General features: G+C 38.5%; 10 protein-coding genes. 1 reads left to right on the forward strand and 9 read right to left on the reverse strand.

Annotated elements, in window-relative coordinates:
* Positions 1 to 30: 30 nt before the first annotated feature.
* The 4 genes from AC07YC_RS00565 to AC07YC_RS00580 all read right to left on the reverse strand — a co-directional run bounded on the left by AC07YC_RS00565 (position 31) and on the right by AC07YC_RS00580 (position 5,159).
* Positions 31 to 1,140, reverse strand: a complete 1,110-nt coding sequence (locus tag AC07YC_RS00565) for a Ger(x)C family spore germination protein (protein ID WP_494918088.1) — start codon at positions 1,138 to 1,140, stop codon at positions 31 to 33.
* Positions 1,137 to 2,195, reverse strand: a complete 1,059-nt coding sequence (locus AC07YC_RS00570; RefSeq protein WP_494918371.1) for a GerAB/ArcD/ProY family transporter — start codon at positions 2,193 to 2,195, stop codon at positions 1,137 to 1,139. Before AC07YC_RS00570 ends, AC07YC_RS00565 begins: the two co-directional genes overlap by 4 nt.
* A 31-nt stretch (positions 2,196 to 2,226) precedes the next feature.
* Entirely contained in the window at positions 2,227 to 3,636 is a 1,410-nt protein-coding gene (locus AC07YC_RS00575; protein WP_336634043.1) for a spore germination protein, read from the reverse strand.
* Between the two features lie 149 nt (positions 3,637 to 3,785).
* Positions 3,786 to 5,159: an amino acid permease gene (locus tag AC07YC_RS00580; protein WP_336634044.1), complete on the reverse strand. Its 1,374-nt coding sequence runs from the start codon at positions 5,157 to 5,159 to the stop codon at positions 3,786 to 3,788.
* Positions 5,160 to 5,429: 270 nt separating this feature from the next.
* Between AC07YC_RS00580 and bcaP the strand changes: the two genes are divergently transcribed.
* Positions 5,430 to 6,821 (forward strand): branched-chain amino acid transporter BcaP, encoded by a 1,392-nt coding sequence (gene bcaP, locus AC07YC_RS00585; RefSeq protein WP_494918089.1) that lies wholly within the window; start codon positions 5,430 to 5,432, stop codon positions 6,819 to 6,821.
* A gap of 151 nt (positions 6,822 to 6,972) precedes the next feature.
* Here the strand turns inward: bcaP and AC07YC_RS00590 are convergent, their stop codons facing one another.
* The 5 genes from AC07YC_RS00590 to hydA form a co-directional block, all read right to left on the reverse strand.
* Positions 6,973 to 7,179 (reverse strand): hypothetical protein, encoded by a 207-nt coding sequence (locus tag AC07YC_RS00590; protein WP_036147683.1) that lies wholly within the window; start codon positions 7,177 to 7,179, stop codon positions 6,973 to 6,975.
* 45 nt (positions 7,180 to 7,224) lie between these two features.
* The gene (locus AC07YC_RS00595) at positions 7,225 to 8,742 is read right to left on the reverse strand and encodes an NCS1 family transporter (protein WP_036147681.1); all 1,518 of its coding nucleotides are present in this window, start codon (positions 8,740 to 8,742) and stop codon (positions 7,225 to 7,227) included.
* Positions 8,743 to 8,925: 183 nt separating this feature from the next.
* Complete coding sequence (gene preA / locus AC07YC_RS00600; RefSeq protein WP_494918090.1) at positions 8,926 to 10,188, reverse strand: NAD-dependent dihydropyrimidine dehydrogenase subunit PreA; 1,263 nt, start codon at positions 10,186 to 10,188, stop codon at positions 8,926 to 8,928.
* A 13-nt stretch (positions 10,189 to 10,201) separates the two neighbouring features.
* The gene (locus AC07YC_RS00605) at positions 10,202 to 11,569 is read right to left on the reverse strand and encodes an NAD(P)-dependent oxidoreductase (protein ID WP_494918091.1); all 1,368 of its coding nucleotides are present in this window, start codon (positions 11,567 to 11,569) and stop codon (positions 10,202 to 10,204) included.
* A 97-nt stretch (positions 11,570 to 11,666) separates the two neighbouring features.
* Entirely contained in the window at positions 11,667 to 13,070 is a 1,404-nt protein-coding gene (hydA, locus tag AC07YC_RS00610; RefSeq protein WP_336634049.1) for a dihydropyrimidinase, read from the reverse strand.
* Between the last annotated feature and the right edge of the window lie 43 nt (positions 13,071 to 13,113).

Here is a 13,113-nt window from a genome sequence, read left to right on the forward strand (position 1 = left end):
TCCACTTTAACTTCAGAAGGATTGTCCTGTTTATTTTAATGTACCTGTACTTATGATTGACGTCTCGACATGTACTTCCGTTTGTAATTTGCCTATGACTTCCCTCGTTTTTTGGGTCGTCCACTTTCCATGATCATACATTCTAAATTTCTCACTTAGCCCGCTAGGATCAACATCCATATTTTTTAGTTTATCTAAAAACTTGGTAATATCCACTTCTAGTTGCTTATTAACGTCTTTTTCTAACCGGCTAATGCTCTCAATCGTATTCAGCTTGTACTCTCTTGCTCCTTTGTATTCACTTAATGTTCCTTTAATCTTTAGACGAATGATGAGCTTTGGTGATTCAATATTTTTATTACTTTGCATGTTGATAGAGCTCTCAATTAAATCTATCATCAATTTTTCCTCACCATGTCCCTCATGTATATCTAAATGGAGAGGCGCTAGACTTTTTCTGCCTAGTAATGCCTGAACAATAAGTGCCTCCTCAGGCTTAATGACATCATGCATATGGTTCCCTTGAAAAACAGCCACACCTTTAATTTCAATTTTATCATCATGCTTTTCAAGATATGGAATAATCGTATCTGTTACAGGATTCGTTATTGTATACATAAAATCATGAATATTCGTATTCGGATTAAAAGCCGTATTTATGCTTGGTTCCAATAAATCATTAATGTATAAATTAATATTTGGTTTATCTGGATAATTTCCTTTTATAATTCCCTCTGCTTTATCTTTCACAATAGCAATGAGTACTTTATTACCCACCTCAGCATTTCTGTATAGATGCTGAATTACCTTTCGTATCTCACCTTTTCGTGCAAATTCTTCATTAACGAGTACAACCCGTAATTGGTTAAAGACAATCTTTTTATCCGAAAGCTTTTCGATTTCTACGATGCCATTCGATACAAGATCTGTAGACACCGAGAAAATTTGAGTGTTTTGTGGTGCTTCTGGTGCATATTGAGGAATGGCTACCGTTAATTTCATTTGGTCTTCATCTATATAATCAAAAGCCATAGTGCCAACCATACCAATATCCTCTAATGGTACTTTCAGCTCTTTTCTTGAACATCCGGCTAATAACACTAAAAGCACAAATATGACTAGTAGTAGCTTTCTATTCATTGTTGCACCTTCTTTTTTCGAACTATATAGATCAGGCTTAAGAAGATTGGCCAAATAATTAGCATATAACCAATATAATTGCTTGCTGTAAAAAGCTTTTCTTGGAATTCTCGAGAAAACGGCATTCTAATAATGAAAAAAATGATTGCTGCAATCACATATAATGGAAAACTATTTTTCTTTTTAAACACGGATTCCACCCCTAGTTTGGCACACCATACATAGGCTGTGGCTGTCGATAATATTAAAAATACCCATAATGTAATACCGATAATATCGATTCGTTCAACAAAGGTAAACTCACCTGCTTTAAATAAATTTAAGACGGAAAACTCTACATTTTTCAACTGCCATTCAGAATAATACATGACACTGACTACTGTCGTAAAAAAACAAAGAAAAATACTAACCCAAATACCAATCAATGAATGACGAAAGGCTTTTTTCTGATCGATAATATAGGGAAAGTAAAATAAAATTAATTCATAGCCAAGAATTGATAAATATCCATCTTTAAATGCATTCAAAAAATCTTTCCCACTAAAATTAAGTAAAGGAAGTAAATGACTTACCTCTCCTTTTTCAATAGCCCATCGTGTAAAGTAGAACATTCCAATCGTAATAAAAAAAGCCATCATGCAAAATCTAGCAATGGATTTAATGCCCCCACTTACAATATAAATCAGTAAAAGTAAGAAGCAAAAAACAGGTAATGTGATCGTTTGCTCTTGTAAGGCTGTACTTTGGATGAGGTGCATATAGTTGCTAATAATTCCTGCACTAAAGATAATAAATTGAATGATAAATAAGAAATTAAGGCCTTTCCCTAGCACTTTTCCCAAAAGAATTTCATTGATACGAAATAAATGGTCATTCGGGTATTTGGAGCAAAGCCAAACCATTGGCCAAAGCGTTAACGTAGCGACTAGTCCGAATATGACAGGCATAAACCACTCAGTATAGCCCATCGCACTCAATTTTTGTGGCAATGACAGTATGCCAGTCCCAACCATAACACTTTGGGCTAAAAAAATGACGTGATAGCGATTTAACATTTTTACGTTAGCTGCGCCCAAGTCTTTTACCTCATTTCTCCTCTGTCGTTTTTTTCTGAGCCCTTGAAATACCCGATTTTTTCGTTAAATAGTTGATAGGAAATCTGATGACATTATCTAATAAATCCGTTGGTTTTCTTGGTATACCTGGCGTCATATAATGAGTTCCTAATGATTTTAAACTTAGTAAATGATGTATTAGCCAAGCAAAGGCAAGCATTTGTCCAAATAGACCGAATAACCCGGCAGATAGAATGAAAATATAACGTACAAATCGGCTCGTATTACTCATTAAGAAAATCGGTGGTAGGAAAGATAATAGTGCAGAAGTGGCCACCAACACAATGAGAATATTACTAAGCAATCCTGCCTGCACAGCCGCAGTCCCAATGACAATACCTCCTACGATACCGATTGTTTGTCCGACTTTGGCAGGCATTCGGGAACCCGCTTCCCGTAATACCTCTACAATAAGCTCGATAAATAACACTTCGATAAGAGGGGGAAATGGCACTTTACTTCTCGACTCTTGAAGATTTAACAAAAGCTCATATGGCAATATTTCTGGATGAAAGGTTAAGGCAGAAATATACATAGGCGTAATCATGATCGTTAAGAAAAAACCAAAGAAGCGCAGCATCCTTAGTAATGAGGCTGTTGTCCATCGGTTATAATAATCCTCAATCGACACGAACATTTCAAAAAATGAGGTCGGACAGACAATCGCTAATTGGCTATTATCCATAAACATGACAATCCGGCCGTCAATTAAGTATCGACAAATACTATCAGGGCGTACTGTCATATAATATTGGGGAAATGGGGATAGCGGATTATCCTCAATTAATTGCTTCAACACCGAAATATCCGTAAATAAAGGGAATTCCACCTGATCAATACGATTCCGAAGATCATCTAAGTTTTTATGATTCACAATATTATCCATATACATAATAGAAATTTTAATATTAGCCTCTGAACCAACAGTACGATTTTCATTTTTTAGCTGAGCGCTTTGAATTCGTCTTCTCACTAGAGAAATATTGGTCTCCAAAGATTCCGTAAATGCATCCTGAGGCCCTATAACTGTTGATTCTGTTTCAGTATTTGTAATGGCCCTTGTAGGTGCACTATACGTATCCATACTTAAAAGTGCATTGGTTTCATGGAAAAATAGCAGTGTTTGCCCAGAGTTCAATTTTTTAATGACACCTTGTATATCTTTAGGGTCCACATATTGAGCCATTTGATGAATTTGTTTAATATTATTGGTTAACGGAATAGATACCATTGTTTGTAACGTCATTTTTTCTATAAGAGAGGAAAAATAGATAAGGGTAACATCCCCTTCTTCTGTTGCAATCATATTTAGCTTGACATCATCTACATCATTTATTTCCTTTTTTAATTTTGCAACAAGCTGTTCAGGCATTTCGTGCATTCCGTTCAACCCCTTTTATTTCAACGAATACCAGTCCACATGTAATTTTTTATAGTTTGGCATGTTTACGACTGATTATGTAAAAAAAATGCTAGCAAAAATAGGCAAAAAAAAAGATGCGTCTCTTTTTGAGAGAAGCATCTTTTTTGCTATTCGGCTTGATCTGAACTGTAGCGATTTTTGCCAATACCAAATGCATAATAGCTAATAGTTACAACTACTAAAAATACAATTCCTACGATTAATGAGATACGCGTATCGTCATTAATCCACATGCCAACCAGCACCATGATTAAAAAGATAATCGTTAAATAATTCGTAATAGGGGCTAATGGCATTTTGAACGGGTGATTCGCTAATTGTTCACCTTTTACTTTTCTAAATTTCATTTGGCTAATTAATATAATGAACCACGGTATCATTCCAGGTAAAACACTTGCACTATATACATAGACAAATAAATTCTGTGGTGCAATATAGCTTAAAATGACGCCAATCACTAAACCAATTAGCACGCCAGCTGTACCAAATAAAGGTACACCATTTTTAGAGAGCTTCGCGAAAAATTTCGGTGCTTGTCCATTCATCGCAAGAGTATATAACATACGTCCTGCACTATAAATACCACTGTTACAGCCAGACATAGCAGCTGTAATAACGACAAAATTAATAATACCTGCAGCAGCTGTAATACCTACCTTGGCAAATGTCGCAACAAAGGGACTACCGATCGTACCCAATTCATCCCACGGATACACTGTCACAATGACAAAAATAGCTCCGATATAGAAAATTAAAATGCGCCAAATAATACTTTGAATAGCATTCGTAATTGTCTTTTGTGGATTTTTTGCTTCCCCTGCTGTAATACCAATAAGCTCTACTCCTTGGTAGGCTGCAACTACTAACGATAAAGCAAAGAAGAAGCCTGTCCAGCCACCCGTAAAGAAGCCACCATGACTCCATAGATTTGATAAGCCAATCGCAATACCATCATTACCAAAGCCAAAGAAGATCAATCCAACCCCAGCTACAATCATTAATATAATGGTTACGATTTTAATCATGGCGAACCAAAATTCAAATTCACCAAAAGATTTAACCGAAATAAAGTTTGCCAAACCTAATATTATCATCGCAATTAGACCCGGTATCCATGCTGGTAAATCGGGATACCAATACTGCATATACGTTCCCACGGCTATAATTTCTGACATCCCAACAATTACCCATTGGAACCAGTTACTCCATGCCGTTAAATAGCCTGCTAGAGGGTGAATGTATTTATAGCCAAATGTTGCAAAAGAGCCTGTACTTGGCTCCATATAAAGCATCTCACCCATTGCTCTCATAATGAAAAATATAAAAATACCTGCAATCCCATAGGCAAGGAGTACTGAAGGTCCTGTCCATTGAATGGCACTTGCAGAACCCATAAATAAGCCCACACCAATCGTACCGCCAAGTGCGATCATTTGGATGTGACGTGCCTCTAATCCTCGTTGTAATTCTTTGTTGGCCACTCCATAACGCCTCTTTTCCTGTTGTTCTTTCTACGTTGAATATACTTTAAAATCATAATCAATTTTTCTAAAAAAGACAATTGTATTTTTAGGAAAAACAAAAAATAATGTTTTTTTGATAGATTTGGCATATAGAGTAGCTACCTCACTATCACTGTTCGGAAATTTCTAAATATATTAGTTTTTTCACTTTATTTCGACAAAAAGATTGACCTAATTATCAAAAAAGTATAATATTTTTACATATTTCTAAGAAAAAGAGGATTGATCGTGAGTAAAATATTATTTAGAAAAAAGAAAATCGAGGAACTATTACAAAATAACGGGACTATTCAACTAAAGAAAACGTTAGGTGCCTTTGATCTTATATTATTAGGAGTGGGTGCCATCGTTGGCACTGGTATTTTCATTTTGCCTGGAACGGTGGCAGCAACACATGCTGGACCTGGGATCGTTTTTTCCTTTATTATCGCTGCCATTGTTTGCGCTTTTGCAGGCATGTGTTATTCCGAATTTGCATCAAGTGTCCCCGTAACTGGGAGCGCCTATACGTATGGCTATATTGTCTTTGGCGAGATTATCGCATGGTTAGTAGGTTGGGCTTTGCTTTTGGAATATGGACTGGCTGTTGCCGCTGTTGCAACAGGTTGGTCATCTTACTTAAACTCACTTCTTGCAGGCTTTCATATCGTTTTGCCTCAAGCAATTTCAGGAGCCTTTAATCCTGCTGCAGGCACATATATGAATGTACCTGCAATTTTGATTATTTTTGCTACGGCATTTTTATTAACGCTTGGTATTAAAGAATCCACTCGATTCAATACTTGGATGGTTTTCTTGAAGGTCGCTGTCATCTTACTATTTATTGGCGTAGGGGTATTTTATGTAAAACCTACTAACTGGGAGCCCTTTCTACCATTTGGCATAAGCGGCGTCTTCAGTGGAGCGGCACTTGTATTTTTTGCTTATTTAGGTTTTGATGCGGTATCTTCTGCTGCTGAGGAAGTTAAAAATCCACAGCGGAATATGCCCATTGGTATCATCGGTTCTTTACTTATTTGTACGGTGCTCTATGTTGCCGTATCAATGGTTTTAACAGGTATCGTTCCCTATCATGCGTTAAATGTAAGTGACCCCGTTAGCTATGTGATGCAGATGGTCCACCAAGATTGGATTGCGGGAATTATCTCACTAGGTGCTGTAGTTGGAATGATGACTGTTATCTTAGTTATGTCTTATGGAGGAACCCGACTACTGTACGCATTAGGCCGTGATGGTTTACTGCCAAAAAGCATGGCTGAGCTCAGTCCCAAATTTAAAACTCCCGTGAAAAACACATGGATTTTCGCAATACTAGTTGCCTTTTGTGCAGGATTTGTACCACTTTCTAAGCTTGCCGAATTAGTCAATATGGGTACATTAGTCGCGTTTACCATTGTATCCATTGGTGTGGTGTATTTACGTAAAAATAAAAATATACCTTCTGGGGGCTTTAAAGTACCATTTTTCCCAGTCCTACCGATTTTATCATTCCTATTATGTCTCTTTTTAATATCACAGCTTTCTGTCCTTACATGGGTTGCATGTGGTATTTGGTTTATCATCGGTTTGATTGTTTATTTGGTTTATGGTCGAAAGCATAGCGTAATGAATAAAGGATAAGAAAAAGGTGTCTCTCATAGGGACATCTTTTTTAATTTCTTTGATGTCAATTCCCATAAAACTAGATGTTTGCTCTATTGTTATAAAACCAACTGCAAACATAAAAACCTCTATCCCATCCTTGGCGAATGAAATAGAGGTTACTTCGTTATTATAGTAAGGTTTGTTCCTGTAATTTTGCTGTGAAATACTTTCGTGCATCTGCCGTTAGAATTTGTAGTAATGTCACTTCTTCCTGACGAGCAAATTCTACAAACATCCCACTTAAATTTTCATAGACATATTTGATTTTAAAGCCGCTATCTAAATAATGATCCACTTTTTGTATTTCTTCTTTGCTTTGTTGGAATTCAGACATGCCATCACCTCACCTTCTTTTGAAAATGTCTTGATGTAGTGTCACTTATTCGGCACCTTTTATTTCTAGCAGAGGGTCTGGTTGCTCCACTAACTCTTCTTCCTCTTGATCTGTCAGTGGCGCATGTACTTGTTGGCCAAATAATTCATCCAAATTATGTCCGACTGTAATACCTAAATACTTCGCATCACTTGGATCTTCTAGCTCTGCTTGAGGGTATTTTTTAAACCACCAATACTTCGCTAAGACATAATAGACAATTGCTCCTACAAAGAACCCTACTAATGAAGAATAAGTAGAAAAAATATTGGCGATAGCACCACCGATTACCCAGGCCACTAACCCGGCGATATTAAAACCTTTATAGTATTTAAATTGCCCATCTAATTCATAGAGTTCCTTGACATGTACACGGCGTTTGCGAATGAGATAATAATCCGCAAATAAAATCCCTACAATTGCCGTTAATATTCCACCTATAATCAATAGAACATTGACCATCACATCGAATAAACTCCATGGTTGAGCAAGAATACCAATAATCCCCGCAATAACAACCCCTACCCAAAAAGGTACTTTGGGGCCACCGATATTTGAGAAAATAGTAGCTGCTGGTACAACATTAGCAGACGTATTCGTTGACCATTGTGCTAACACAATCATCAGCAAAAGGACTCCTAAAATAAAACCACTCGCACTTTGTTGTAAAGCATTGATAGGGTCAGCAGATGCTACAGCCATATAACAAACTGCACCAATTGTAACAATAAATGTGTTCGTTATTGGCATAACAATTAATGAGCCTACGAGCTGTGTTTTATTCCGTTTGAACCAATTGCGTTCATTTTTAGGTGCTTTAAAAAAGCGAGATAATGATGGCATATCAGCTGCCAGTGTTGACCAAAAGCCCATGTTTGCCATGACCACTACCATAAAAGCTGTAAAGGCAGCAAAGCCCGTTGTTGGCGTTTCTACCCACGTCCATATATTTTTCCCTTGGGACGTAGCATTATCAGCTAATGTGTAATACATCCAGCAAGAAATTAAAATAATGACAGGCGCTGCTAAATCAGCGAAGCGCTCAATGGACTTAATGCCGAGTGATGTATTAAAGAGCTGAAGTGCCGCAAATACAAGGAAACAAATAAACCAATTATCATAATCAAACAATAAATTTAAAATTCCGTTTATCGCCAATGCTCCAAAATACGTATTAAGACCAAACCAGCATGCGGCTGTTATGCCCCTTACAAGAGAAGGAATATGAGTGCCAAATGTACCGAATGGTGCACGCATATAAACAGGGAATGATAAGCCATGCTCAATACCTATATCACCAATTAATGTCATAAAGACACCGATCAAGCAGGAGCCCACCAACGTAGCTAAAATAACCATTGGTAGGGATAAATTCATAATGGCTGAACCGCCAATGGCAAAAGCCGCTAAAACAATCGCCATTCCTATCCAAATCACCGCAAAACCAAATGTTCCAATATTTCTTTGTTGATGTGTCACTGGAAGTAAATCTGGGGATTTTAAATAATTCCCTTCACGTTCCATAAAGTTTCTCTCCTTTTTCTCTAATTTCCGTGACAACCTACTTGAAGTTTCTCCCTCCTCCATCCCCGCTTGATGAAGGAAGGTGGAATTTCGATTTTATTCATTGATCTTCATTCAGTTGGTGTTCGATAGGCTATAGCTCATCCCTATAAATGTCTACTACTGAATAAAGATGAAAAGTCTTTATTTTGAGAGACTGCTAATGAGCGATTGGCGTTCATTCCATGTCATTGGTGGAACGGTTGATTTACGTTCAACCATAGAAATGGCACCATCTACTGGACAAACAATAGAGCATAGATTACAACCTACGCAGTCTTCTTCACGAACTTTTAGCAATGGACGTCCATTTTCAGTATAAAGATCAATACATTGATGTGACGTATCCTCGCAAGCAATATGACACTTGTTACAATTAATACAAACATCATTATTAATTTCTGCGACAATTTTATAATTTAAGTCTAAATCACCCCAGTTTGAATATCTTGAAACGGAGCGACCTACTAAGTCCATGACGGAAGCTAAACCTTTATCGTCTAAATAATTGTTCAACCCATCAATCATATCCTCCACAATACTAAAGCCATGGTGCATCGCTGCTGTACAAACTTGAACGCCTGTTGCACCCATTAATATGAATTCTGCGGCATCCTGCCAATTAGAAATTCCGCCAATGCCTGAAATCGGTACATTGACTAATGGATTACGAGCACATTCTGCTACCATATTGAGTGCAATCGGCTTTACAGCTGGACCACAATAGCCACCATGCGCTCCTTTACCAGCAACATGAGGAACTGTATTCCAAGTATTTAAATCTACACCTGCCAAACTATTAATCGTATTTATCATACTTATGGCATCTGCTCCACCTCTTGTTGCAGCTTCTGCCGTAACTGTAATATCCGTAATGTTTGGTGTTAATTTCACAATGACAGGTGTACGTGCCGCTTCCTTTACCCAGTACGTTTGTTTTTCCACCAGTTCAGGGACTTGACCAGAGGCAGAACCCATGCCTCGCTCTGCCATCCCATGTGGACAACCAAAGTTAAGCTCAAGACCATCAACCCCCACATCTTCTACACGTTTTACGATTTCATGCCACTTTTCTTGCTTTGGCTCCACCATTAAAGAGGCTATAATCGCGTGATTAGGAAATTTCTTTTTTGTCTCATAAATTTCTTGTAAATTTACTTCTAACGGTCGATCTGTAATTAATTCAATATTATTGAAGCCCGCTACACGCTGACCGTTAAAACTAACAGCCGCAAAACGGGAGGATACATTTAAAATTGGATCCCCCAATGTTTTCCATACAGCACCACCCCATCCAGCTTCAAATGCGCGTTGTACTTGATAACCTGAATTTGTAGGTGGTGCGGAAGCCAACCAAAATGGGTTCGGCGATTGGATGCCTGCTAAGTTAATGCGTAAGTCTGCCATGTAAGTTCCCCCTTTATGCAATCTCACTTGGTTTTCTTAAACGTTCATGAATCTTGTATGCTGCATCTTTTCCTTGCTGTACAGCAGTCACCACCATCGCTTCTCCCTGTCCATTGCCAAAGACAACGTCTCCACATGCAAACACTTTGTCATTGGACGTTTGCATCGTCGTCTCATCTATATCCACAACGCCATTTGTATGGGCTAAACCAAATGCTTCAATTAATGAAACAAAACGAGTTTGCCCAATGGCTTTAATGACCGCATCCACTTCGATGATAAAATTAGAGCCCCGCACTTCCTCAGGTCTTTGTCGACCATCAGGCCCAGGTTCACCAAGCTTCATTTTCACGCATTCAATACCTGTTACCCTGCCATCCTCATTGCCAATCATCTTCTTTGGTGCTGTGAGCCATTTAAATTCCACACCATCCTGCTTCGCAAATTCATATTCAAATTGATAGGCAGTCATTTCTTTTTGCGTTCTTCGATAAAGTATTTGGACATTGTCTGCCCCTAAACGCACTGCACTTGTTGCACCGTCTATCGCTGTATTTCCGGCACCAATAACAGCAACACGTTTCCCTACAATCTCATTTGTAAGCGGTCCCATTTTTGTTTTTCTAATAAACTCAATAGCATCGTGGACACCATCTAAATCTTCTCCCTCAATGCCTAGATTAGGAACAGCCCCCATACCGACAGCTAAAATAACATGGTCATATTCTGCCAAAATTTCATCTGCAGTAATATCGACGCCAACCGTCGTATTAGTTTGAATATCCACTCCAAGCTGTTCAATTTGCTCGACTTCCCAATCAACAACGTCATTAGGTAATCGGAACGCTACAATACCAAAGCTACCTAAGCCACCTGCCTTCGCTTCAGCCTCATAGATCGTTACTTGATAGCCAAAACGACTTAGTTCACGTGCCGCCGATAAACCTGCAGGACCAGCTCCAATGATAGCTACCTTATGACCATTACTTGGCCCCTGTTTAAATAGTTGAGCATTCGTTTCCATTGCCCAATCCGTTGCATAACGCTGTAACTCCCCAATTTTGATTGGCTTTGTTGAAGAATTTAAGACGCACGCTCCTTCGCATAGTTCCTCCGTTGGACAAACCCTTGCACAGCTTGCACCAATAGGATTTGCTTCTAATATAGTCGTAGCAGAGCCCTTCATATTACCAGATGCGATTTTTTTTATGAAATTTGGGATTTGAATACTTGTCGGACAAGCTTTAATACATGGTGCGTCATAACAATAAAGACAACGATTGGCTTCCTCAATCGCCTCATTCTTTGTCATCTTGTTTTTCAATTCCACAAAATTACGTTTAAGCTGCAAGGTCATCGCTTTTTCTTGAATCGGAACCATTCCACATCCCCCTCATGTGTTCTTTTTTCCGTGCACCAATTACGAGACCGATTGTTTTGTTCTCCAGCCAAAACAGTCGGTCCTAAACTGAAGGAAGCTAGATTTTCAGAGCTTCCGCAGCTACTGTTTTTAATGGACGTTTAATATATTGTCCACTACCTAGTACACCAACAAATTCTTTATTTTTAATGACATATTCGCCACGTACTAGCACACTAACAGGCTCGCCAGTCACTTCCCATCCCTCATATGGGTTATAGTCGACGTTCATATGATGTGTTTTAGCCGAAATTTGGCGTTTTGCCTCTGGATCAAAAATAACGATATCTGCATCAGAGCCGATGGCGATTGTTCCCTTTTGCGGGAATAAACCAAATATTTTTGCAGCACTTGTTGAAATCATATCGACAAATTCATGAATTGAAATTCTACCTTTGGCAACGCCTTCAGAATATAAAATACTGAAGCGATCCTCAATGAAAGGCCCTCCATTTGGAATTTTTGAGAAATCATTTAGGCCTAACTGTTTTTTACCCTTAAAGCTAAAGGAGCATTGGTCAGAGCCAATTGTCTGAAGCTGTTTCGCCTTTAGGGCATTCCATAAATGTTCTTGATGATATTTCGGGCGAAGAGGAGGTGACCAAACATATTTGGCTCCTTCAAAGCCTGGCTGGGCAAGAGCTGATTGATCAAGTGTTAAATAGGGTGGACATGTTTCACCATAGACGTCATAGCCCTTTTCACGAGCAGCGATAATTTCATCCACCGCTTCTTTACATGTTACATGCACTACATATAGCTTTGCTCCGGCAATATGCGCTAATTCGATAGCACGTTTTGTTGCCTCTCCCTCTAATTCAGCCGGACGTGTTAAAGCATGATAAATCGGCTCCTTGTGGCCTGCACGTCTTGCTTCCTCGACAAGTTCATCAATCACAGAGCCATTTTCACAATGGACCATCACCAATGCTCCAAGATCTTTGGCAATTTTAAAGGCCTTAAAAAGTGTTCGATCTGAAGCCTGGAACTCTTTAGCATAGGCCATAAAGACTTTGACAGAGGTAATTCCCTCTTGCTCTAAAATTTGAGGTAATTCGGCTTCGGTTTCAGGCGTTAAATCACCAATCATTAAATGGAAACCATAGTCAATAGCAGACTTTCCTTTGGCTTTGTCATGCCATTTTTCTACGGCCGCTGACAATTTTTCTTCACCTGCTGTTAAACAAAAATCTAAAATAGTGGTTGTCCCACCAAAAGCCGCCGCAATCGTTCCTGACTTCCAATCATCGTCTGTCACCGTATTATTGAATGGCATATCTAAATGTGTATGAGGATCAATCCCCCCTGGCAACACATATTTACCAGTTGCATCAATGATTTCAGCGCCATCCTCACTTAAATTTTGTCCGATTTGCACAATCTTGCCATTATCAATTAAAATATCTGCCTCAAATGTATCCGCAGCAGTTGCTACTCTTCCACCTTTAATCATTTTTTTCACTGTGCCCCTCACCCTTCATCACAAAATTAGAAACTACTCCATG

The organism is Lysinibacillus sp. GW247-5R2A (assembly GCF_059424475.1).

Coding starts and splice junctions, on each gene's coding strand:
- AC07YC_RS00590 (WP_036147683.1), bottom strand. CDS start 7,179: ATGTCTGAATTCCAACAAAGCAAAGAAGAAATACAAAAAGTGGATCAT.
- AC07YC_RS00575 (WP_336634043.1), bottom strand. CDS start 3,636: ATGCACGAAATGCCTGAACAGCTTGTTGCAAAATTAAAAAAGGAAATA.
- AC07YC_RS00605 (WP_494918091.1), bottom strand. CDS start 11,569: ATGGTTCCGATTCAAGAAAAAGCGATGACCTTGCAGCTTAAACGTAAT.
- preA (WP_494918090.1), bottom strand. CDS start 10,188: ATGGCAGACTTACGCATTAACTTAGCAGGCATCCAATCGCCGAACCCA.
- AC07YC_RS00595 (WP_036147681.1), bottom strand. CDS start 8,742: ATGGAACGTGAAGGGAATTATTTAAAATCCCCAGATTTACTTCCAGTG.
- AC07YC_RS00565 (WP_494918088.1), bottom strand. CDS start 1,140: ATGAATAGAAAGCTACTACTAGTCATATTTGTGCTTTTAGTGTTATTA.
- AC07YC_RS00570 (WP_494918371.1), bottom strand. CDS start 2,195: ATGTTAAATCGCTATCACGTCATTTTTTTAGCCCAAAGTGTTATGGTT.